The sequence below is a fragment of the Paenibacillus sp. sgz302115 genome, assembly GCF_056120445.1.
The window spans coordinates 160,041-183,060 of sequence record NZ_JBVYOK010000012.1 but is presented as its reverse complement, the minus strand read 5'-3'; the positions used below and the strand labels follow the sequence as shown (position 1 = coordinate 183,060).

Sequence of the window (23,020 nt, the reverse complement as noted above, 5' to 3'; positions counted from 1 at the left end):
CCGGCTATTGGTAGCTGATATCCTCATGAAAATCCAGAACATCCAGACGGGCACGGATACGTTCGATTTCTGATGAGGTTAATGGAGCCGTGGGAGTCAATTTGTAGTTTCTCCCTGTAATGTAGCTAATATCGTCCGCTGCCCCATTGTGTGTATATGGAAGATTAGCGACAGGGGTTTTGGAATAGTCGGTGAAATCAATGATGCTCCAGGTTGGGTCACTGTCTTTTTTGGCAAGGATAATACGCTCTGTTGCAGTTTCTGTCCACAGATAACGCAGATCCGCTGGAGAATTCTCTCCGCTGGCCGTGGTATAGCCTGAGCCCCGGAACATCAGGGTGAATTCTGAGTGTTCATTACTGCTGGCACTTCTTGTTTTGTAGATTTCTGCCAGATCATGGACGCCTAATACTTTTACATTGGCATCTTTAGGGAATCTGCTGATGAAATCCTGCCAGGTTGCTTTCAGGCCGGGCGATCTGAGCACCCAATTGGTGCCAATCACCAGAGAGAGGTAATTGACCGTATTTTGGTTGCGATAAGGATTATTGAGATATTGGTAGGCCAGGTGCAACTGGGGTTCTGCCTTCATCTCGCTTACATACGGGTCCGCCGGATGCAGAGTCCATCTGGATGCCCCTGAAGTGTAACGGGAGCCGATGGGATCAATGCTGAGTGAATTCATAAATACATTGCCGCTGTTTGTAGCAGCATCCTGCGCGGGCAGCATCGGGTTAGCGGTATGTGACCAATAAGGCATCAGCGGTGATCCGTCAGCAGACAATTGGCCTACGTTAACCTGTGTTGCTGCCCACCCCATGAAGGCGTCAATCTGGAAATTGTCTTTCAGCCAGGCAGCCTGCTCGGGATTGATGGCATAGGTGGACAATGATTTGGGACGATACTTGTCAGGTATGCTCAGCCAAACGGAGCTGTCTCCGTTGGTTCCCCCCTGGTGGAGGTAATTGAGCGCATTATACCTGTACATGTACAGCCACGAATTCATCTCTGCAATCCATTGGGACAGATTGTAATTGTCATTGGGATAACCGGATACGATCCCTACCTCATCCCCATACAGATCTACATATTCAAGCACCTTTTGCAGTTGAGGACGTTGTGCTTCATCGAATACGAACCGGCTGTCCATAGCCCAGGTTACCCGCAAATTAGGATCAATGGTTGCGAGTGAATCCCGCATGGTTTCCATTTCAGCAATTGTTGTAGCATTTGCTCCCGTATCTTCCAGCAGCAATGATACCGTGAAATAAGATGCTGAGCTGTATTGAGGCTGCTTTACCAATAGCTCAAAGGTGCCAAGGACACTGAAGCCTGCAAGCTCAGAGCTGAGCAGAATGCTGCCATGGATAACAGTGCCCGGAGCCGGGATGTTATAAAAGCTTGCTACCGTCCCATCTGGTGCCAGTACAGAGTATTCATCTGTAACCGAGACTTTGAGGTCTGGCGGCAAAAACTCCGGTGTAATTTCCGCACCGTACACATCCAAGGTCACGTAAGCCAGCTTCCAATTGTCCACAGATACATTGAATGAAGCATCAATTGAATCGGTAGTAGTCTGGATAGAATCAACTGCCTTGTACACTGGCGGAGTTGCTGTTGGTACAGGTGAAGCGGATGGAGCAGGTGTTTCTGTTGGTACAGGTGAAGCAGATGGAGCAGATGTTGCTGTTGGTGCAGGTGAAGCGGATGGAACTGGTGAAGCTGTTGGTGCAGGTGAAGCAGATGGAGCAGGTGAAGCTGTTGATGCAGGTGAAGCGGATGGAGCAGATGTTGCTGTTGGTACAGGTGAAGCGGATGGAGCAGATGTTGCTGTTGGTACAGGTGAAGTAGATGGAGCAGGTGAAGCAGATGGAACTGGTGAAGCTGTTGGTGCAGGTGAAGCAGATGGAGCAGGTGAAGCTGGTGGTGTAGGTGAAGCGGATGGAACTGGTGGTGGTACAGGTGAAGCAGATGGAGCAGGTGAAGCTGTTGGTTCAGGTGAAGCAGATGGAGCAGATGTTGCTGTTGGTGCAGGTGAAGCAGATGGAACAGGTGAAGCTGTTGGTGCAGGTGAAGTAGATGGAGCAGGTGAAGCTGTTGGTGCAGGTGAAGCGGATGGAGCAGATGTTGCTGTTGGTACAGGTGAAGCAGGTGGCACCGGTGTCGGTGCAGGTGAAGCCGATGGAGCCGGTGTTGGTGGTGGTAAATTAGTAATAACCGGATTTTGCGGACCTGTGATATCTGTATTTCCTGATGGTACACCTTTGGGAACTTCGGATTCCTCCGGCAATTGCTTCGTTGATGTATCTTCCGGCAATCCATTTCCTTGTTCGAGCAGGTTTTGTATCCGCGAGGGCTCCTTAAGCAAAAGGTAAGCTTGTGCTGTTACTTTAGCGGCGCTCTGGCGGTCGACCAATTGCTTCGGGTTGAACCGATGCTGTCCATCTCCTTGGAACAGTTGAAGCTGCTGGGCCGCCCAGACGCTTGTTCGGGCTTCTTTCGAAATAGTAGAAGCATCCTTAAAGGTAGGCACATGCCCTTGTTGTTGGACCAGATCATACAGTCTAAGGGCCCGGATATACCACACAGCCAAGCTCTCTCGCGTAACTGTACTTCTCCTGTGTATCGTCTGGCCCTGCAGGATGCCTGCGGACAAGAGCGAACGTATGGAGGGGGCCGCCCAATCCGGCATCTCGTCCGTTGCTAGCGGGTAGTCCGCGTCAGAAACGGGAATGGATAATGCCCTGGACATCAAAGTGCCCATCTCAGCAAGGGTAATTGGCTGCAAAGGTTTGAACTTTGAATTGCCATATCCTTGAAGGATTCCCCTGTAGAACAGGTAAATAATTTCTTGACGAGCATAGCTGCGCTCTATATCCACAAATGGATTGCGCTCGGCCCTTACGGCCGAAGGGACTGCGGTAGCTCCGAATAAGATCAGGCATAGCAGAACCAGGGTGATTCGTCGCGTGTTATTCCTCATTATGTAAGCACCCATTTTCAGTTAGTATGGGAACAGCTCATCACCTCCTTTACTCAGATATCGGTGCAATTAGGCCGATTATTTAGCGTGTCAGGAGGTAATTGAGGGAATATGTTACATGGAATTTTGCAACTGTAACAAACATTTAATATTTTCAGTTTGTCTGATCACAATTTGTGTCCGTGTTAAATTTGACATGTCAGTGAAAACTTTCACTTAGTTTTCGTAGTAGTGATAATTATCACGTAAATGTGGTAGTTGACGCGCTACAATGGCATAAAGGAACAAATTTTAAGTAATTAGAAGGGGATAGGAATCATGGCTTATAACAAACCGCAGGGGATTGCCGAAGTCACGGTGGAGAACGGAATAAAGAAGGCACACAATCCGCTCAGCACCGTACTTATTCTTGGCTTTCTGGGGGGAGCGTTCATCGCGCTCGGATTTTTGCTGGATATTCGCGTTATTGCAGGCGCACCAAAGGAATGGGGCTCCATCGCCAACTTTATCGGAGCTTCTGTCTTCCCGGTAGGACTGATCCTGGTGCTGCTGGCCGGCGGGGAACTGCTGACAGGAAATATGATGGCGGTGCCGCTTGCTTTTATGGCGAAGAAGATTTCTCTCTGGGAAGTCATTAAGAACCTGGTGCTCATTACAATCAGCAATCTGGCGGGTGCCTTGTTCGTCGCTTATTTCTTCGGTCACGTCGTGGGCCTCACCTCAGATGGCGTATATCTGGACAAACTCGTTGATATGGCCGGCCACAAGATTGATGCCAGCTTTCTGCAGGCTTTTATCTCCGGTATAGGTTGTAACTGGCTCGTTGCTTTGGCGGTGTGGCTCTCTTACGGGGCAGATAATTTCAGCGGAAAAATTCTCGGGATCTGGTTCCCAACCATGGCGTTTGTAGCCATCGGCTTCCAGCACGTTGTAGCCAATATGTTCCTTATCCCTGCTGCTATATTTGAAGGACACTTCACCTGGGGCCAATATTTCGGCAATTTTGCTCCGGTCTGGCTGGGCAATCTCACAGGCGGTGCAATCTTCGTCGCATTCGCTTACTGGATGGCTTATCTGCGCAAGGCGCCAGCGGCTGCTCCATCCGTGGAAGGCATCTCCGCTGCCGGTGTGAAGAAACACGCATAAATATTTCCGGCTCACATGAGCTGAGATGATGATAGAGACACTCTTCGGAATTTTTCGGGGAGTGTTTTTTGCGTGGAAGGATGGTCTGCAGACGCAAAATTCGCCGTGCTTTCCGACTCGGGGGAACGAAATCGGGCTCACGGCGAATTCAGGCGAGTTCATAGGGAGTGTTTCATAAGCTTTATTACCCGGGAATAAGGGCGACGAATCAGGAGGTTCCGCTTACTTTCTTTACGTGAATCAGTTGCAGCTATAGAATATATAGAATACAACTATTCAATAGACAAGGAGGTCTGCGGCCAATGAGCTTCAGCGGAGATGGGATTTTTCCGGCGGTATGTCCACTGGATTGCCCCGATACATGCGGACTTCTGGTGCATAAGCAGGATGGCAAAATCATTAAGGTAGAGGGAAATCCTGAACATCCGGTGACCAAGGGAGCTATCTGCAACAAGGTGCGGAATATGGCAGAGCGGGTGCATCACCCGGAACGCCTGCTTCACCCGCTGCGCCGTGTAGGACCGAAAGGCAGCGGTTCCTTCGAACCGATCACCTGGGAGGAGGCAATTAGCGAAATTGCCGGCCGCTTCAAGAAGCTGTCAGCAGAATACGGACCGGAGAGCATCCTTCCGTACAGCTTCTACGGCAATATGGGCGTGCTTAGCGTGGAAGGGATGGACCGGCGGTTCTTTAATAGGCTCGGCGCAAGCCGCCTGGAACGGGCTATCTGCAATTCGGCGGGCACCGCCGGCTGGAAATATACGATGGGCTTTGGCGGCGGGACAAGTCCTGAGGATACGGTGAATGCTGATTTGATCATTGTCTGGGGCGGCAACATTATCAGCACGAACATGCACCAGGTGGTCTACGCCGAGCAAGCCCGCAAACGGGGCGCAAAGGTGGTTGTCATTGATGTGCACCGCAACCGGACGGCCCAGTGGGCGGACTGGTTCCTGCCGCTGTATCCGGGCACGGATTCGGCGCTGGCCCTGGGACTGATGCACATTCTGTTCCGGGATGGGATGACGGATGATGCTTTTCTTGAGCAGTATACGATTGGCCATCAGGAGCTGCGCGAGCATGTACTCGCCTATCCGCCCGAGCGGGTTGCCGAGATCACAGGCATTGCAGTGGATGACATAGAGAAGCTTGCTAAAATGTACGGCGAAGCCAAGGTTTCGCATATTCACATCGGCAACGGTCTGCAGCATCATGATAACGGCGGCATGAATGTCCGCAGCATCACCTGCCTTCCGGCACTCACCGGAGCATGGCTGAAGACCGGAGGCGGAGCGATCAAATCAAATAGCGGCTACAGCTCTACGAATGACCGTGCGCTGACCCGCCCGGATTTACGCCCGAACCGGGGGACACGGACAATTAATATGAACCGGATCGGCGAAGCGCTGGAGATGAAGGAGCAGCCGGTAATGGGGATGTTCGTCTACTGCAGCAATCCCGTTGTTGTGGCTCCCAATGCTGACCGGGTGCGGGCGGGATTCGCGCGTGAGGATCTGTTCACGGTTGTACATGATCTCTTCATGACCGACACGGCGCTGTATGCCGATATCGTGCTGCCGGCGACCACTTCATTTGAGAATGTTGATCTGTACACATCGTACTGGCATCACTACATCCAGCTCCAGGAGCCTGTGCTTGAAGCGCCGGGGGAATGCAAAAGCAACGTGGAGGTCTTCGCGCTGCTGGGCCGGGCGATGGGCTTCGACGCGGAAGCCTTCAGCGAGTCCGAATATGAGATGATCCGCCAGGCACTGGATTACCCGCGCAACCCATATCTAAATGGTGTTACGCTGGAGCGGCTGATTGACGAGCGGTTCGTGAAGCTGGACATGACTCCGCAGGCGGATTATCTGAAGAACCTTCCGACCCCCTCAGGCAAAATAGAGCTGTTCTCCAAGGCCATGCAGCTTGCCGGATTGCCTGCGCTGCCTACATATATGCCGCTGAAGGAAGGTTATGACGGTGTACGGCGGCCGCAGCCGGGAGCGGATTATCCGCTGATGTTCATTTCTCCGCCGAATCATAATTTCCTGAACTCCAATTTCGCCAATGTCCAGAAGCACCAGCGGATGGAGAAGCGGCCGACGCTGCAGATCCACCCCGAGGATGCGGCGGCGCGGGGGATCGAGGATGGCGACGAGCTGACTGTATACAACGACAGAGGCGCTATTGAGCTTTGGGCGATGGTAACGGACAAGATGCTGCCGGGAACAGTGATCAGCCAGGGGCTGTGGTGGGAAGGCAAGGGACGCAGGCATAGAGTAAATGTGCTCACGCCGGACCGGCTGAGCGATATGGGGAACGGGGCGACTTTTTTCTCGGGTACGGTTGAAGTGAAGCGCCGCTCAGAGCCTGATACTGCCAGCAGGGTTTTACAGGAGTTATAAATTTGGATTATGATGTGATAACGCGATAAAGCGGTAATTCGTATGCTTGCCTTGACCCTGTTTTCGGATGATACTGGTTAAATTAATGACACATAGTTAACAGGGGATGAAAGACAAAATATGAAGTTTTTGCAAGCTTATCCGAAGGAAGTTAAAGTGTTCCTGATTGCCAGCCTGATTAACGCAACCGGCAGCGCTTTGATGTGGCCGCTTGTTTCGATGTACGTATTCGATGAGCTTGGCCGCAGCATGAAGGATGCCGGCTTCGTACTGCTTATTCAGAGTCTCGGAGGGATCGCAGGCCAGCTGCTGGGCGGCTCGCTCTACCATAAGGTCGGTGTTAACCGGCTGATTGTAGGGGCTTTGGCCCTGACTGCCCTAACCTTGTTCGCTCTTCCGGCGGCAAGCGGCAACTGGTATATCTTCATCGCCGTCATGGGATTGTTCGGATTGTTCAACTCGTTGTCGCTGCCTGCCATCCAGGCGTTTATCGGGTTCCGTTTTGCCGAGCAGCGTGCAGATCTTTTTAATGTCATTTATGTTTCCAATAACATAGGGGTTGCGCTGGGAACATCGCTTAGCGGCTTCCTTGGCAACTATATGCTGAGCTTCGTGCTGAACGGTGTAACTTCGGCGGTGTTTGCCGTATTTTTCTTTGTATATTTGCGCAGGGTAGGTACAGTGCCGCCTCATCAACAGACGCAGAGAAGACAACAGCAGCATGAGCTGTCCGGCTGGAGGCTAATGGGCCAGACACGGATCTATTTGTTCATGGCGATTGGCTCGATGTTTCTGCTGATCGGCAATTCGATCTGGAATACAGGGGTATCGCCTTTTATTATATCGGAGGGCTGGCCGAAGCAGACCTACGGGTTCCTGTGGACGCTGAACGGGATTCTGATCTTTGCCGCGCAGCCGCTGGTCAGTCTGATCAAGCGCTGGTTCGCGGCAACCTCAACGGCACAAATGACTTCAAGCGCCATATTCTATTTGAGCGGCTACGCCGTTATTTTGCTGATGCCTACCTATCCGGGCCTGCTGCTGGCGATGGTGCTGGCTACGCTGGGTGAGATGCTGATTTCTCCGGCGATGCCGTCATTTATTTCGGATCATGCGGACCATAGTGCGCCATTCTATCTTGGGCTAAGCGGGGGGATTGGCGCGGTAGGCAGAGTCATCGGGCCTTATCTGATGGGTGTTCAGTTTGACAACGGAGGGCTGGCGCCAACGGGCTGGCTGGCTTGCGCAATGGCCGTTTTGTCGGTGGGCTTCTTCGGGTTCCACGCCTACATCAACCGTTCAGCCCGTACACTGGACCGCAATGCGGCATAAATCCAGGCCAAAGCACACGATGCTGGTATTGTCCGTATGTAGATATTAGCGCAAGGCAAGGGGTGTAAAAGCGATGAAACAACTTAACAGAGATACCTTTATCATCCGGCCCTCGGAGATTAGAGATGTCCGTGAGCTGATTATTCTCGATAATATGATCTGGACGGAGGACACAACGCCCGGCCCTCTAAGCTGGCGTTCCCCAGAGGATTATCTGCTGCATACCCCGCCCGGATCTCAACTGGTTGCTCTACAGGATGAGGAGCTGTGCGGATATGTCGGCTTCGGGTGTCCGAGCGGAATGGAGAGCAACCGCCATGTGTGCGAGATCAATATTGCTGTTCACCCACGCTTTCAGCGCCGGGGCGTTGGAGGACGGCTGATGGAAGCGATCAAAAGCCATGCGGCTCAGCACGCCATCCGTAAGCTGCGACTGCGGGTGCTGTCCTCAAACGAGCCTGCACTTTCGTTCTACCGCAAATGCGGATTTCAGGAAGAAGGCCGTTTGCGTGAGGAATTTTATCTCGGCGGACGTTATGTGGATGAGGTGTTTATGAGCTGTATGCTGATTGGAGGTAATGAGGATGGAAGTCATCTCGCTTAATGTAGGCAAACCAAAGACCGTAGACTACCGCGGCAAGCCGCTGGAAACGGGGATTTACAAGCTGCCTGCCGCCGGCAGAGTTCAGCTTCATCTCGAAGGCTTCGACGGTGACGGGCAAGCGGATCTGGTGAATCACGGCGGCCCTGACAAGGCGGTTTGTGTCTACCCGATTGAGCATTATGCCTATTGGGAGCAGCAGCTCGGGAAAAAGCTGGAGTATTCCGCCTTCGGCGAGAATATCACTGCCAGCGGATTGCTGGAGACCGAGGTCTGTATCGGCGATGTATACGAGATTGGCTCGGCGCTGCTGCAGGTCAGCCAGCCGCGTTTTCCATGCTATAAGCTCGCGCAAAAGCACGGCCCGGCTGAAATGCCGGCCCAGGTGCTGGCTACCGGGTACAGCGGCTTCTATTTCCGCGTGCTGCGCGAGGGGCAGATTGCCACTGGCGATAGGATCGTCAAGAAGGAGAGCGGCGCGGGCGGTTTTCCCGTCAGACGGGTGCTCTACCTGATGGAGCATGGACGCAAGGACAAGACGGACCTCGCCGAGCTGGCCGAGCTGGACACCCTGTCCGCCGTCACCCGGGCGAAGTTCCGGGGCTGGCTGGATGCTGCGGAGAGCTAGTTCTGCCGCTATTCCAGCGTCTGCAAAAACGCACTTCGTGTGGTTGTGTGAAGCTAATTAGCATGCCATAGTGAGTCACTTTGCCGCAGCTGCTCTGGTCGCGTCGAAGATAGGGCGAACTGAAGAAGGGTATAGCGGATGTGTGTGTTTAGGAGTCTCGTTCAGGCTGGTGAGTTGGGGCAGGTTGACATCGCGGGCAATATAGTCTTATTATTAACTTAACGATCGTTAAGTTAATAATAAGAGGCGGGTATGATGATTCAAAAACAGAAAGCAAAAAAAATGACTAACCGTGATCTTCAAGCGATAGAGCGAAAAAAGCAAATTTTAATGATTGCCAAGCAATTGTTTGCAGATAAAGGGTATCATGCGACTTCCATGAGAGAGTTGAATAAAGCAATTGGCATGACGGAAGCATTGACATATCACTACTTTCCGGGCGGAAAGCTGGAGATATTAAGGAATGTACTGCAACATGCTCAGGAAGAACGAATTAATGGCTTCGTGACTTTTTTCAACGTTACGTTTGATTCCAATGCACCATTGAAGGAGATTCTTACACACTTAATTCAGGGCTTTTCGGAAAGGGTCATTCTGGATAAAGAGTATTTCCAGATCCTAATAAGGGACCGCAATTTGCTCGAACAAGAGGACAAAGATGCGTTAGACAGATTAACTCGTTTACCCTTTGGAGCGATGTCCTCCTTCCTGACAAAGCAGCATGAGCAGGGAAAGATTCGCAGTATGAATTTCGAAATTGCTGCTTCTCAATTTTTATCCCATATTGTGGTTTTGATCGTCCAACAAATGCTAGATGGTCGTATGTTGGACGTAGATACCATTCATTCTTTAACCGACTTTTATGTTCATCTTTGGTCGAACTAATGCCAAGTCGGTTCTTTTTTTAATAATTTAATTCAACGAACGTTAGGTTAATAAAATTGCTTAGGAGTTGAGAACATGGAAATGATTCGTACAGATGGCTTAACCAAGGTATACAACGGAAAAACCATTTTGGATCGTGTTAGCTTGTCGGTCAAGAAGGGTGAAATTTATGGATTTCTCGGTTTGAATGGAGCAGGCAAAACGACGACAATTCGAACATTGCTCGGAATGATTAAGCCAACGGCTGGAGAGGTGAGGTTGCTTGGCAAAAAATTAACGAAGGGAGGGGATTTGTGGAATCACGTGGGCTATATGGTTGAGGTGCCCTATTCATATTCGAGCTTTACCGTAAGAGAGAACTTGGAGTTGTATGCCAAGATGCGCGGCTTAAAAGAACGATCTGCGGTTGATACGGTTATTGATAAGGTCATGCTGGGGCCTTACGCGAAGACCCAAGCGGGAAATTTGTCCTTGGGCAACGCGCAAAAACTGGGGCTGGCCAAAGCGCTTATCCATAATCCTGAAATATTGATACTGGATGAGCCAACAAATGCCTTAGACCCTGCGGGTATTGTAGGAATCCGGGAATTGCTTGCAGCTCTGTCTTCTGAGGGGGTGACCATATTTATATCCAGCCACATTCTGGAGGAAATGTCTAAGCTGGCTTCACGCATTGGTATCATTCATAAAGGCGTCCTTCTTCAAGAAATCTCTGCCCTGGAATTTGATCGCTTGCGGCGAAAATGCTTGTACGTCGATGTGCGGGGAAATGAAGAACGGACCAAGAAGCAGTTAACTAAATTGGGCTACGCTGTGGATGTTGATCATGGCGGTATTCTGAAAATTTCAGAGCCAGGCGCGATTCAGCATCCCGAGCGTGTCTCCCGGTTGCTGGCTGATGCTGATATACCGCTCTATTCGCTAAGAATAGTGGAAGAGGAACTGGAGTCCTATTTTCTAAACATGGTCGGAGAAAATCAGTTAAGGGGGCTAGAGAAGGATGCGTGAATTGTTCAGCGTAATGATGGTTGAAAACAAAAAGCTATATCGCTCATACGTATTATGGGGATCTTTGGCCTTCTATATCTTTGTGTGTGTGATTCGTGCCGGAGTTGCGGATTGGAACACTTATCTTGGGAATGTGGTGTTTATGTTCGCCAGTGTGCTCGGAATTGTCGGCTTTGCTGTTCTAACAGGCTGGTCGTTTGGACGCGAATATACAGACCGAACACTGAAGGATCTTCTGGCATTGCCTGTGTCACGCGGCAAGATTATTGCTGCGAAAACAGTGGTTAGCCTGGCATGGTGCCTGATTATGGCGGAAGCGGCATTCCTATTCTCTTTGTTGATCGGCTCTCTGACTGGACTTTCCGGCTTTTCCGAATCGTTGGTATTACACTATTATATTCAACTAATTATTACGGTTGTGATGCAATTGCTGCTATGCGGTCCGGTTATTTTCCTGACCAGTCTGTCTCGAGGCTACCTGATGCCGATTGTGTATTCGTTTATGGCCCTAATGCTAGCCTTGATCGCAGGCCCGACCCCATTTGCTAAGTATTTGCCCTGGGCCATACCTGCTCTTCAGCTTGCCGGCAGCGGCGATAGCCTATTCCCGCTCACAACGCTTAGTTATCTCATTCCTGTGACAACAGGATTAGCTGGATTTGTGGCAACCTGGGCTTGGTGGCATTGGGCGGATCATAAATGATCTTTGAGAGGGGGGATGCTGGCGAGACCCAGTGCGCAAGAGCTATTGACATGTAACAGTTAACAACAATCTATCACTTAAGGAGGACGATCTATGTCGGAGCAATTATCACAGTGGTTCCAGAGAACGGAACCTTCGCAATTTGAAGTGTACTCAGAAAAGTATAAGGATTTCCTGATGATGAAGCGTAAAGATGGCATTCTCGAGGTCAGATTGCACACCAATGACGGTCCCTTTCAGTATAGCTGGGATGCTCATGGTGTTTGGTCGCAGGCCTGGATGGAGATTGGAAGAGATTTTGCCAATGAAGTTTTGATTATTACAGGTACAGGTGACAGATGGCAAAATGGTAATCCGGATTTATGGAAGACGAAATATAGAGATTGGACTATGGATGACAAATTAAAGATGTATCACGAATCCATGAGATTACTTGAAAATTTGATCTTTTGTATTGATATCCCGACGATTGGAGCTATAAATGGCCCTGGTACGCATTGTGAAATGGGCACGTTGTGCGATATTACACTTTGTACCGAGGATACGGATTTCTTTGATCCGCATTTTCTCATCGGTACCCCTCCGGGAGATGGAATGGCTCTCACTCTGCAACAAACAATAGGCGTTAAGCGGGCTGCTTATTACGCGTACACAGGCCAGCACATCAATGGGAAAATGGCGGTGGAGCTGGGAATCGCTAATGAAGTGCTTCCGCGCGAACGTCTTCTCCCGCGTGCCTGGGAGCTGGCAGAAATGATTATGGAGCGTCCCCGCACCACTAGACACATGACGCATGCTATCTTGTCTCGCCCATGGAAACAGGCATTATCCAATGATTTAGGTTTTCACATGACTCACCAAATGTATGATATGGCGAACGATGAGATTGGGATCCACGCCAGGCTCATGAAGGTAAAGGAGCGTTTCCACGAATGATGTTGTAAAAGTAAAAAATCCAAAGCCCCGTGACCACTGGTCTCCAAGGCTTTGGATTTTTTGAATCCAGCTCGCCACCCTCATCAGCCCAGCAGCTTCCACTCGCTGCGCAGCAAGCCGTAGACGGCGTGGTTCACGTAGCCGCCGGGCAGCTTCTCCGCCTGGCGGATGACGCCTTCGAATACAAAGCCCAGCCGCTCGGGGATGGCCCGGCTGGAGAGGTTGCCGGTCGCGCAGCGGATTTCGACGCGGTTAAGCTCCATCTCCAGCAGTGCGTAATCAATAAAAACGCGGCAGGCGCTGGTCATGTAGCCTTTGCCTTCGTAGCCCTCCCCGAGCCAGTAGCCGATGCCGACGGAGCGGTTGTGCCAGTCAATTTCATGGTAGCCGATGATACCGGCCAGCTCTCCCCGGACCCACAGTCCGGCGGAGAATCCGCCATTTTCGGTGCCTTGCTTCATGGCGTTTTTGATAAAAGTGGTCAGATGGGCCTGCTCCGTAACGCCATCCACCCAAGGCAGCCACTGCCTGAGCCGGGCCCGCGAGCGCTCCACCAGTGCGAACATGTGGCGCGCGTGCTCCGGCATGAGCAGTTTCAGCATAAGCTCCTCATCAATGACATAATTAAACATGCGGCTGCCCCCTCTGCGATGCAAGGTCCATCTAGTTAACGTTTCTTCCATTCCAGCGCGTAGATGTCTTCCTCCAGCGATTGCATCCGCTGATCTACGAGGGTCCGGCAGTCGCTGAGCGCCCCGTTATAAATCGCCGGACCCAGCTCTTTTAAGAAAAACTCCAGCAGATTGTCTGCCGCCAGATGGCCGATTTCCTCCCCACGCTCAGATTCGAAATAGGCGCGGATATTCTCTGTAATGATCTCCCGCTGCTCTTTGGGCAGCTTGATTGGCTTCATAAATAAGTCCCCCCTTTATGCAGTTATGCAGATACAAAAACCTATACCTCTCATGCTACTCCATCCCCCGGAAATAAGTCAAAGCACCGGATGCGAAGGAGTGTCCGCAGCACGGCAGCCGGCCAATTCTTCCTGAGTTTTATTGAACATTCCCCGGTTAACGGGTATATTAAGAGGAAACATGTTCATAACAAGGAAGTAGTTATATTACAGAATGAAAGGTTGATAACTGTGGAGAACCATGGAACACCCTCCAATTTCATCAAGAATGTCATTACCGAAGATTTGAGCTCGGGCAAAGTGAAGGAAGTGGTTACCCGCTTTCCGCCGGAGCCGAACGGTTATTTACATATCGGGCATGCCAAAGCGATCTGGATTAACTTCACCCTGGCCGATGAATTCGGCGGCAAGACCAATCTGAGATTTGACGACACCAATCCGCTCAAAGAGGATACGGAATATGTGAACTCCATTCAGGAGGACGTGAAATGGCTTGGCTATGAATGGGACGAGCTGCGTTTTGCCTCGGATTATTTCGGAGAGATGTACGAACGGGCGGAGCTGCTGATTCAAAAAGGCAAAGCTTACGTGGACGACCTTACCGCTGAGCAAATCCGTGAGTATCGCGGTACGCTGACAGAGCCGGGAGTGAACAGTCCGCACCGGGAGCGCGGTATCCAAGAGAACCTGGAGCTGTTCCGCCGCATGCGTGCAGGAGAATTCAAGGATGGGGAAAAGGTGCTCCGCGCCAAAATCGACATGTCCTCGCCAAACATCAACCTGCGTGATCCGGTCATTTACCGGATTTCCCACTCACATCATCACAATACGGGAGATGCCTGGTGCATTTATCCGATGTATACCTTTGCCCATCCGCTTGAGGATGCAATTGAGCACGTGACGCATTCCCTTTGTTCCTTGGAGTTTGAGGATCAGCGTCCGTTCTATGACTGGGTGGTAGCGGAATGTGAAATGCCTGCTGCACCGCATCAATATGAATTTGGCCGCCTCAACCTGGCCCAGACGGTAACCAGTAAGCGCAAGCTGAAGCTGCTTGTGGATGAGGGCCATGTCGACGGCTGGGATGATCCCCGCATGCCGACGATTTCCGGGCTGCGCCGCCGTGGATATACGCCGGAAGCAATCCGCAGCTTCGTGCATGAGACCGGTATTTCCAAGAGCCAGGGTCTGGTGGACCTGCAAATGCTGGAGCATTTCATCCGTGAGGACCTCAAGCTGACCGTTCCCCGGACGATGTCAGTGCTGCGGCCGCTCAAGGTGGTCATCACCAACTACCCGGAAGGTGAAACGGAATGGTTCGAGATTGAGAACAATGTGGAGAATGAGGCAATGGGCACCCGCAAAATTCCGTTCTCCCGTGAAATCTATATTGAGCGCGATGACTTCATGGAAAACCCGCCGAGCAAATATTTCCGTCTCTTTCCCGGCAATGAGGTGCGCCTAAAAAATGCTTATTTCATCAAGTGTACGGACTTCATCAAGGACGAGAACGGCGAGGTTGTCGAGCTGCATTGCACGTATGATCCGGAGACCAAGAGCGGCAGCGGCTTCACCGGCCGCAAGGTTAAGGGAACATTGCACTGGGTCGATGCCAGCCAGGCTGTGCCGGCGGAATTCCGTCTCTATGAGCCGCTGATTTCCGCCGAAGAAGCCGATGCGGAAGCTGAAGTCGAAGGCATGGAGCCTTCCGCCGACAAGCCGGAGCCAAGCTTCCTCGATCAGCTCAACCCGAAATCCATCGAGGTTCTTCATGGTTTTGTGGAGCCGGGGCTGAAGGATAGTGTGCCGCAGGACAAGTTCCAATTCTTCCGTCATGGTTACTTCAACGTGGACAGCAAATATTCAGCGCCAGGACATCTGGTGTTCAATCTTATCGTTTCGCTCAAAAGCTCGTTCCAGCCCGGCAAGTAGGGCTGAACTCTATATCTGCAATAAAACAGGCTTGGCGTTCCTTTCAAGGAAGCCAAGCCTGTTTTTGAATGCAGCTCCGTCAGCGGAGGAAGAGCCGTCATCGGTTAGTCTCGAACTCCTCCAGATCGTCTTCCTCCAGCTCACCCGGAGGGTGATAGCTGTCGCGGCTGGCAAGCAGCCACATCGCGCCGAAGCCCAGAGTTCCGAACAGCGAAAGAAAAACCCCGGATTGGTACATGCTCTGCGCTCCGAGGTTCTGGTAGAGCCAGCCGCCGAGAACGCCGCCCAGGATTCCGGAAATGCCGCTCCAGCTCAAGGTGTACAGCGCTTGTCCTGAAGAACGGTATTGCTTCGGCACCAGCAGCATGGTAAGCCGGGTACCTACATAGAAGAACCCGCCGAACGTAATGCAGTGCAGCACTTGAATGAATGCCACCTGAAGCGGTGTTGTCGCATCGGCCATCAGCCACCAGCGGACGACGAACAAGGTGCTGACAAGCGCAAGCCAGCCGAGCAGGACCGGGATCTTGCGTTTCAGGAAGCGGTCGCACAGGAGCAGCACGCCTATTTCCAGAATAGAGGAGAGGAACACGGCCAGGCCGATCATCGTCTTGCTACCTCCAAGCTCTGTGATGTAGAGCGATACGAAGGTGTTGTTCATTGTGTTGGCGATGGAGACCAGAATGCCGAAGAAGATAAAACTCAGAAAGAACGGATGATAAAAGATTTGCCCGAAGCCCTTGAACGGAAACGGTGCAATTCCGATGGAATGATTGCGCCGCCTCGGCAGCACAGCCAGTGAAATCATGGCCGCAAGCAGCAGCGCGGCGAAGAGATAGGTCAATACGGAAACTCCAGCCCACTCAATAATCGGTCCAACCGAGATTGCCGTAAGTGCCCAGCCCAGCGACCCCCATAGCCGGAAAGAGGTGAAGCGGTGCTTCGTGCCGTCAATATAGCTCAGGATCAGGGTGTTGCTCTCGGCGAACAGCGGTCCTTGGAAGAAATAGAAGAACAGGATGGAGATATACATCATTTCATATGTATTTGCTCGAAATACAAGCTGGGATAACACCAGCGTCCCTGCCAGCATAAGCAGGACGATCTGCCGGATATTCTGACAGCGGTCGGTCCAGATGCCCCAGAAGGGATTGGCAATGATAGAGACAAGCGCTCCCACCGACATTAAGCTCCCGATCTCCAGCTTGTTCATCCCCACTTCCTGCAGGTATAGTGGAAAGAAGCTGGTGAATAGGACGACTGTTCCATACAAGAAGAAGTTGAACCACCTCAAGGAGGTGAAGGAAAACTGCTTATCAGGGTTCTCCCGCAAATTGGGCACTCCTTTCCTGCAAATGCCTTGCATTCATTAGGGGCAGCCCCGAACAGGCTGCTTCTATCACTGTAACATTTGTTGAAAAGGGATACAAACCAACTTTTAAGGATATTTTCAAATAATTAGGAAAGTGGTGGTGAAATGGAGATTACCGGTGTTATTTTGGCAGGAGGAACCTCACGGAGGATGGGAACCGACAAAGCGCTGCTACTACTGGCAGGACAGCCCTTGATCGCGTACACTGCAGCCCGTTTATCGCAGATTGCAGCTACTGTCGTAATTGCCTGCGGTGAAGAAGAACGGGAGGCCTACAGGACCCTTCATTTACCTATGATCCCGGACCGTTATCCCGGGCTTGGGCCGCTGGCCGGCTTGCACGCTGCACTAATGGAAGCACACACAGAGTGGGTCGTTCTGCTGGCCTGTGATCTGCCTTTTGCTTCAGAAGGGCTGCTTCGGCATATGCTGGCGCTTATCGCTGGCGGGACTGCTGCCCAGGCAATCATGCCAGTTACATCCGAAGGCAAAGTCCAGCCGCTGCTGGCGTTCTATCACCGGAGCATCCTGCCAGTTCTTGAAGAGGCGCTGAAGCGGAATGAGCTGCGGGTAATGGATTTTCTTGCCGGACTCGCGGTACATTATGTTCATGAAGGAGACTATCCCGAGGGTCCGGGAACACACGGGTTGTCCCTGCTTAACATGAACACACCGGAGGATTACGAGGCCGCCCTCAAGCTATATAAGTTGAACTAAAGAAAAAATAAAAAGGGCAGAAGTGACGGAGGGGAAGTTTGGATACTTACGGAGCGGAAGCGACCGCCTGAGAGCTTTCCGTAGGAAAGCTGGCATCGTAAGCATAAGCTGTCTGCGGATTTCAACCGCGAAGAGCGGTAACAATCAAGAAATCTGCAGGCGGGCAGCGGCCGGAAGTCCAAACATTCCACGCAGTTACGACCAGACCTCAATATGAAAATCTATAGTTCAACTTATATAGCTACAGATCAAAGATAAAGACAGAGGATTCTCCCGGGCACAGGCAGCATGCTGTTTAACTTCAGTTTAAATAGCTAAGTTAATGTGTTAATTAAGGCGGAAGGAGAGGCTACCTTTCCTGATATCTATCCGCAGAAAAGGGGATCTTCCATGAAAACCAATGAACCTGCCAAGAAGCAGGGAGCGGCTATGAAGCCGTTTCTGAAGCTGCTGCATGGCACTAAACCTTCCTATGGACTATTGGCACTGGCTGTTGCGCTCAGCATGATATCGACCCTGGTGGGGTTAGTTATTCCTATGTTCACCAAGAATCTCGTTGACGGCTTCTCGCTTGCGTCGATCAGCAGGCTGCAGATTGCCGGAATTGCCGGGGCCTTCATAGCCCAGACGATTGCCGGCGGAGTCTCGATCTATTTACTGAACTATGTCGGACAGAAGGTAGTAGCAGGTCTGCGGGACCGGCTGTGGCGCAAGTTTCTTGTGCTCCCGGTCTCCTATTATAATGATAACCGCACAGGCGAGAGCGTCAGCCGGATGACGAATGATACCGGAATTATCAAAACGCTTATCTCGGAGCATCTGGCCAGCCTGTTCACCGGGGTCATTTCCATTGTCGGATCGATTTCGGTACTGCTCTACCTGAACTGGAAAATGACGCTGGTGCTGTTCACCGTGCTTCCATTGTCCGCACTGATTCTGGTGCCGCTCGGCCGGCAGATGTACAAAATATCCAAAGGCACGCAGGATGAAACAGCGTCCTTTACCGCTACGCTCAGCGGCGTGCTGTCCGAAATCCGGCTAGTGAAATCCTCCGGTGCTGAGGAGCGGGAATATGAAGCCGGACGTACCGGAATTATGAATTTGCTGTCCTTTGGCATCCGTGAGGGCAAAATCAGCGCCATGATCAGCCCGCTGGTCTCCTTCGTGTTCATGATGCTGCTGGTGGTCATTATCGGCTACGGCGGAATGCAGGTGTCTTCAGGCGCTCTGACGGCAGGCGAGCTCGTGGCTTTTATTCTGTATCTTATTCAGATTGTGATGCCGCTAACCCAGCTGACCCAGTTCTTCACCCAGATTCAAAAAGCGAAAGGCGCTTCGGAACGGATCATTGAAACGCTGGCGGAGGATGAGGAGATCTACGAAGGGGTGGAGGTAGCAACAGGAGCGAAAGAAGCAATTGTAATCGAAAATTTGAGCTTTAGCTACAAAACAGGCGAGCCTGTGCTAAGCGGGTTGGACTTCTTCATGCTGCCGGGACAGGTGACGGCGATTGTCGGGCCAAGCGGGGGCGGCAAAACAACCCTGTTCTCCCTGCTGGAACGGTTCTATGAACCGCAGAGCGGTGTGATCAAGCTGGGGACGAAGCCGGTCTCGACCTTCTCGCTGCGTTCCTGGCGCAAGCTGATCGGCTACGTCTCACAGGAAAGTCCGCTGCTCTCCGGCACGATCGCCGACAATCTTGGATATGGACTGGAACGGGAGGTCAGCACCCAGGAAATGCGCCGTGCTGCCGCCATGGCTTATGCGGACGGCTTTATTGAAGAGCTGCCGGACGGCTATAATACGGATGTCGGCGAACGCGGGGTGAAGCTGTCCGGCGGACAGCGCCAGCGGATTGCCATTGCCCGGGCGCTGCTGCGCGATCCCAAGATACTAATGCTAGACGAAGCCACCTCAAGTCTCGACAGCCAGTCCGAGGCGGTGGTGCAGAAGGCCTTGTCTAACCTGATGCAGGGCCGGACCACGATTGTCATTGCCCACCGGCTGGCTACCGTGGTGAATGCGGATCAGATTATTTTTATGGAAAAGGGCCGGATTACCGGCAGAGGAACACATGAGGAGCTGCTGCAGAAGCATGAGCTGTACCGGGAATTCGCTGCCCAACAGCTTCAAATGAATACACCTGAGCTTCCAGGCGGCGGTGAAGAGGAGGGTTCCGCAGCAAATGGCCAAAATATTAGTAGTGGACGACGATCCGCACATCCGCGAATTGGTGGAAGTCTTCTTGAGGGCTGAAGGCATGGAGGACATATATAGCGCCTCTGATGGGGTGGAGGCGCTGAGGCTCCTCGAAGATACCGCTGTAGATATGGCCGTCATTGATATCATGATGCCCAACATGGATGGCTGGGAGCTGTGCCGGGAGCTGCGACGAAGCTATGATATTCCGATTCTGATGCTGACGGCCAAAAGCGAAACCTCGCAGATCGTCAAGGGCTTCGAGCTGGGGACCGATGATTATCTGGTGAAGCCCTTTGAACCGCCGGTGCTGATCGCCCGGATCAAAGCATTGCTGAAGCGGTATCAGATTTCCGCTGCCCAGAGCGTCAATGTCGGCCATTTGCGCATGAACCGCAGAACCTACGAGGTAGTCTCGGATGAGGGTAACATCACGCTGCCGCTTAAGGAATTTGAGCTGCTGTTCAAGCTTGCCAGCTACCCGGGGCAGACGCTGACGCGCGACCGGCTGATTGAAGAGATCTGGGGTTATGATTTTGAAGGCAACGAACGCACACTGGATGTGCATGTAGGCCGCTTGCGTGAGCGTTTTCCCCAGGAGGAATATGGCTTTGCCATCCGCACGGTCCGCGGTCTTGGCTACCGGCTGGAGGGGGAGATGGGATGAATAAGTTTTGGCAGGTGAGCAAGGTTGTTTTGGGCATTTCAGCATGGCTGGCGGTGCTCTTCGTTACATGGAATGGCGGCTATTTCGGAACCAGGCTGATGGTGCAGAGGTTCGGCTGGACGCTCTCAGCCTATGAAACCCAGCTGCTTATTATGGGGGGACAGGTCATCATCCTTGTCTGTATTGCGGGTATTATCAGCTTCGCCACCCGTGGTAAAGAGAGGTCGTTCTACATTCCGATCCTTACAGCCATGCGACAAATCTCCAAGGGCAATTTCAAGGTGGAGCTGGATAGCAGGAATTATAGACAGTTTGGCGGAATCGTGGAGGGCATTAACGAAATGGCCAGCGAGCTGAGCCGGATGGAAACCATGCGCCAGGACTTCATCTCCAATGTCTCGCATGAAATCCAGTCACCGCTCACATCCATCCGCGGTTTCGCCCGTGCCCTGCGGGATGAAGGGCTGAGTGCGGAGAACAGGAAGCATTATCTCGACATTATCGAAGCGGAGGGCAGCCGCCTCTCCGGGCTCAGTGACAATCTGCTGAAGCTGTCGGCACTGGAGGCGGAGAGCTTTCCATTCGAGCGGGTAGACTACCGGCTGGATAAGCAGGTGCAGGAGATGATTCTCGCCTGCGAGCCGCAGTGGCTGGGCAAGAACATCAATGTGGAGGCTGAACTGGAGGAGATCACCGTCCATGCGGTCAAAGACCTCCTGAGCCAGGTGTGGACCAACCTGCTGCATAACAGCATTAAATTCACACCCCCTGGAGGAATGATCACAGTCCGGCTGCATACCGTGGATGAGGGGATTGAAGTGGAAATCCGGGACACTGGCATCGGCATTGCCGAGGAGGAGCTGCCCCGCATTTTTGAACGCTTTTATAAGGTCGACAAAGCCAGAAGCGCCAGCGGCGGCGGAAGCGGACTGGGCTTGTCCCTGGTCAAAAAAATTGTAGACATTCATGGCGGCAGTATAACCATAACAAGCCGTCCCGGTGAGGGGACGGCTTCGCTGGTGTTATTGCCCTTGCAGCTTAAATAAATCCACCGTTCACACGCAGCGTCTGGCCGGAAATCCAGCCGGACTGCTCCCCGGCGAGGAAGCTGACAACTCCGGCAATATCCTCCGGCTCTCCCAGACGGCCGAAGGCGTTGGCCTTCTTCAGGCCTTCAAGCTGATCTTCGGATTTACCTTCCAGGAACAAATCTGTGGCGACAGGTCCCGGAGCAACGGCGTTAATGGTAATCCCTTTGGACCCGAATTCCTTGGCTAACTGGCGGGTGAACTGCTCCACTGCGCCTTTGGTGCCGGCATAGATGCTGTAGGACGGGAACATTTGCCCGTTGACCGAAGTGGAGAAATTGATGATCCGCCCGCCTTGCTCCAGATGATAGAAGGCCTGCTGGCAGGCGAAGTAAGTTCCTTTTACATTAATGGCGAACTGTTTGTCGAACTGCTCTTCGGTGGCCTCCCCGATCAGGCTGTTGACCATAATTCCCGCGTTGTTGACCACAATATCAATCTTTCCGAACAAATCCTTCGTATCCTTGAACAACTGTTCAATCTGTACGGGCTTGCTGATGTCGGCTTGAATGGCGGCGGCGGTGCCGCCTTTGGCCTTAATTCCCTGAACCGCCTCTTCCGCCTGTTTCGGGCTGCTCGAATAGTTAATGATTACCGAAGCCCCTTCTTCCGCTAATCTCTCCGCAACCGCGCGTCCAATTCCTCTTGAGGAGCCGGTAACGATAGCAACCTTTCCCTGCAGCGCTTGACTCATGTTTCATTCCTCCTTAATTTTATCTGCTATCTGCGAGCTATCTTTCCCTTAATGATCTGTAACCGCAAGTCCCCGCTCGAGGAGCATCCAGAGCTGTTCGAACTCCTGCTTGATGCTGGCGCTGTGCCATTCATAGGCATGAGACGGATGATGAAACCGGGCGGTCGCGTAAAAAATCGAACGGGCAAGCGCCCCTGTCTCAGTACTCGGGTCAATCTGCTTCTGCTGAACCCCTCTGTCGATGAGAATGCTCATCTGATCAATAATCCGCTGAATGTGCATCTGAACCAGCCCGGCAGCTTCTTCGGTAACGTCGGCGTACATCTTGAACATCTCCCTGTCCTGCTCGGCGTAGTGAACCTTAAGCTCGATCAGCCGGGCGATATACATTTTTAGCTGCGCCAGGGCATTGCCTGCGGGAGCATCAACGAGTTCGGCCAGCGGAGCAACAATCTGCTCCTCCAGCCACCGCTCAGTTACGGCCTCCCTTAATGCGGCTTTGCTGGGAAAATGCCTGTACAGCGTACCGTGGCTAACCCCGAGCAGCTTAGCTACGTCGGTTACCGAGGTCTTGTCAGGGCCAAATCTGCGCAGCGTCTGCTCGGCGGCATCCATGATTTCTGTTTTACTCAAAAATGAGCTGGATTTATTCATCAGCGCCCCTCCTCTTGCCCATCATAACAGAAAGTCTGACAAATGACAAATACTCGATTTTGTCATTTGTGATTTTCTAAACAATAAGGTTACAAAAACCTGCAACAAAATTCGACATATCTTTACATTCACCCTCTATTCTTAATACAGATTG

21 protein-coding genes and 1 pseudogene are annotated in these 23,020 nt (G+C 52.0%); 15 read left to right on the top strand and 7 right to left on the bottom strand.

What is annotated here, in order from left to right:
- Positions 1-4 precede the first annotated feature (4 nt).
- A complete protein-coding gene (locus tag AC0LWN_RS21450; RefSeq protein WP_474668921.1) occupies positions 5-1,603 on the bottom strand; it encodes a DUF3863 domain-containing protein in 1,599 nt (532 codons plus the stop codon).
- Here AC0LWN_RS21450 and AC0LWN_RS21445 point away from each other — a divergent pair.
- Entirely contained in the window at positions 1,596-2,375 is a 780-nt protein-coding gene (locus AC0LWN_RS21445; protein ID WP_474668919.1) for a hypothetical protein, read from the top strand. The two genes, AC0LWN_RS21450 and AC0LWN_RS21445, sit on opposite strands and share 8 nt — an antisense overlap.
- Before the next feature lie 29 nt (positions 2,376-2,404).
- Here the strand turns inward: AC0LWN_RS21445 and AC0LWN_RS21440 are convergent.
- Positions 2,405-2,983 (bottom strand): annotated as a pseudogene (locus tag AC0LWN_RS21440) (S-layer homology domain-containing protein); the annotation flags it as partial.
- 318 nt (positions 2,984-3,301) lie between these two features.
- On the opposite strand from AC0LWN_RS21440, the gene AC0LWN_RS21435 reads away from it, so the two are divergent.
- From AC0LWN_RS21435 to AC0LWN_RS21395, 9 genes are all read left to right on the top strand, one after another.
- Positions 3,302-4,129, top strand: coding sequence for a formate/nitrite transporter family protein (locus tag AC0LWN_RS21435; protein ID WP_458965948.1), 828 nt, complete (start codon positions 3,302-3,304; stop codon positions 4,127-4,129).
- A gap of 302 nt (positions 4,130-4,431) precedes the next feature.
- The gene (locus AC0LWN_RS21430) at positions 4,432-6,537 is read left to right on the top strand and encodes a molybdopterin-containing oxidoreductase family protein (RefSeq protein WP_474668866.1); all 2,106 of its coding nucleotides are present in this window, start codon (positions 4,432-4,434) and stop codon (positions 6,535-6,537) included.
- Positions 6,538-6,657: 120 nt separating this feature from the next.
- Positions 6,658-7,869, top strand: a complete 1,212-nt coding sequence (locus AC0LWN_RS21425) for an MFS transporter (protein WP_474668864.1) — start codon at positions 6,658-6,660, stop codon at positions 7,867-7,869.
- Positions 7,870-7,942: 73 nt separating this feature from the next.
- Positions 7,943-8,473: a GNAT family N-acetyltransferase gene (locus tag AC0LWN_RS21420; protein WP_474668862.1), complete on the top strand. Its 531-nt coding sequence runs from the start codon at positions 7,943-7,945 to the stop codon at positions 8,471-8,473.
- Positions 8,439-9,098 carry an MOSC domain-containing protein gene (locus tag AC0LWN_RS21415; protein ID WP_474668860.1) on the top strand — a complete coding sequence of 220 codons (660 nt, stop codon included), beginning with the start codon at positions 8,439-8,441 and terminating at the stop codon, positions 9,096-9,098. Before AC0LWN_RS21420 ends, AC0LWN_RS21415 begins: the two co-directional genes overlap by 35 nt.
- A gap of 252 nt (positions 9,099-9,350) precedes the next feature.
- Positions 9,351-9,983 (top strand): TetR/AcrR family transcriptional regulator, encoded by a 633-nt coding sequence (locus tag AC0LWN_RS21410; protein WP_474668858.1) that lies wholly within the window; start codon positions 9,351-9,353, stop codon positions 9,981-9,983.
- A 75-nt stretch (positions 9,984-10,058) separates the two neighbouring features.
- On the top strand, positions 10,059-10,991 hold the full coding sequence (locus AC0LWN_RS21405; protein ID WP_474668856.1) for an ABC transporter ATP-binding protein: 933 nt from the start codon (positions 10,059-10,061) through the stop codon (positions 10,989-10,991).
- Entirely contained in the window at positions 10,984-11,694 is a 711-nt protein-coding gene (locus AC0LWN_RS21400; RefSeq protein WP_474668854.1) for an ABC transporter permease, read from the top strand. Before AC0LWN_RS21405 ends, AC0LWN_RS21400 begins: the two co-directional genes overlap by 8 nt.
- Before the next feature lie 93 nt (positions 11,695-11,787).
- Positions 11,788-12,630, top strand: coding sequence for an enoyl-CoA hydratase/isomerase family protein (locus AC0LWN_RS21395; RefSeq protein WP_474668852.1), 843 nt, complete (start codon positions 11,788-11,790; stop codon positions 12,628-12,630).
- 83 nt (positions 12,631-12,713) lie between these two features.
- Here AC0LWN_RS21395 and AC0LWN_RS21390 read toward each other — a convergent pair whose 3' ends face one another.
- A complete protein-coding gene (locus AC0LWN_RS21390; RefSeq protein WP_458965956.1) occupies positions 12,714-13,262 on the bottom strand; it encodes a GNAT family N-acetyltransferase in 549 nt (182 codons plus the stop codon).
- A 35-nt stretch (positions 13,263-13,297) separates the two neighbouring features.
- On the bottom strand, positions 13,298-13,543 hold the full coding sequence (locus tag AC0LWN_RS21385) for a DUF2164 domain-containing protein (RefSeq protein ID WP_474668850.1): 246 nt from the start codon (positions 13,541-13,543) through the stop codon (positions 13,298-13,300).
- Between the two features lie 231 nt (positions 13,544-13,774).
- On the opposite strand from AC0LWN_RS21385, the gene AC0LWN_RS21380 reads away from it, so the two are divergent.
- On the top strand, positions 13,775-15,475 hold the full coding sequence (locus AC0LWN_RS21380; protein WP_474668848.1) for a glutamine--tRNA ligase/YqeY domain fusion protein: 1,701 nt from the start codon (positions 13,775-13,777) through the stop codon (positions 15,473-15,475).
- A gap of 97 nt (positions 15,476-15,572) precedes the next feature.
- Here the strand turns inward: AC0LWN_RS21380 and AC0LWN_RS21375 are convergent, their stop codons facing one another.
- Positions 15,573-16,808, bottom strand: coding sequence for an MFS transporter (locus tag AC0LWN_RS21375; protein ID WP_474668846.1), 1,236 nt, complete (start codon positions 16,806-16,808; stop codon positions 15,573-15,575).
- A gap of 144 nt (positions 16,809-16,952) precedes the next feature.
- On the opposite strand from AC0LWN_RS21375, the gene mobA reads away from it, so the two are divergent.
- From mobA to AC0LWN_RS21355, 4 genes are all read left to right on the top strand, one after another.
- Complete coding sequence (mobA, locus tag AC0LWN_RS21370; protein WP_474668844.1) at positions 16,953-17,564, top strand: molybdenum cofactor guanylyltransferase; 612 nt, start codon at positions 16,953-16,955, stop codon at positions 17,562-17,564.
- Positions 17,565-17,954: 390 nt separating this feature from the next.
- On the top strand, positions 17,955-19,820 hold the full coding sequence (locus tag AC0LWN_RS21365; protein WP_474668842.1) for an ABC transporter ATP-binding protein: 1,866 nt from the start codon (positions 17,955-17,957) through the stop codon (positions 19,818-19,820).
- Positions 19,750-20,430, top strand: coding sequence for a response regulator transcription factor (locus AC0LWN_RS21360; RefSeq protein WP_474668840.1), 681 nt, complete (start codon positions 19,750-19,752; stop codon positions 20,428-20,430). Before AC0LWN_RS21365 ends, AC0LWN_RS21360 begins: the two co-directional genes overlap by 71 nt.
- The gene (locus AC0LWN_RS21355) at positions 20,427-21,476 is read left to right on the top strand and encodes a sensor histidine kinase (protein ID WP_474668838.1); all 1,050 of its coding nucleotides are present in this window, start codon (positions 20,427-20,429) and stop codon (positions 21,474-21,476) included. Before AC0LWN_RS21360 ends, AC0LWN_RS21355 begins: the two co-directional genes overlap by 4 nt.
- Here AC0LWN_RS21355 and AC0LWN_RS21350 read toward each other — a convergent pair.
- Entirely contained in the window at positions 21,469-22,212 is a 744-nt protein-coding gene (locus AC0LWN_RS21350; RefSeq protein ID WP_474668836.1) for an SDR family oxidoreductase, read from the bottom strand. The genes AC0LWN_RS21355 and AC0LWN_RS21350 overlap by 8 nt on opposite strands.
- 48 nt (positions 22,213-22,260) lie before the next feature.
- Positions 22,261-22,866 carry a TetR/AcrR family transcriptional regulator gene (locus AC0LWN_RS21345; RefSeq protein WP_474668834.1) on the bottom strand — a complete coding sequence of 202 codons (606 nt, stop codon included), beginning with the start codon at positions 22,864-22,866 and terminating at the stop codon, positions 22,261-22,263.
- Positions 22,867-23,020 lie beyond the last annotated feature (154 nt).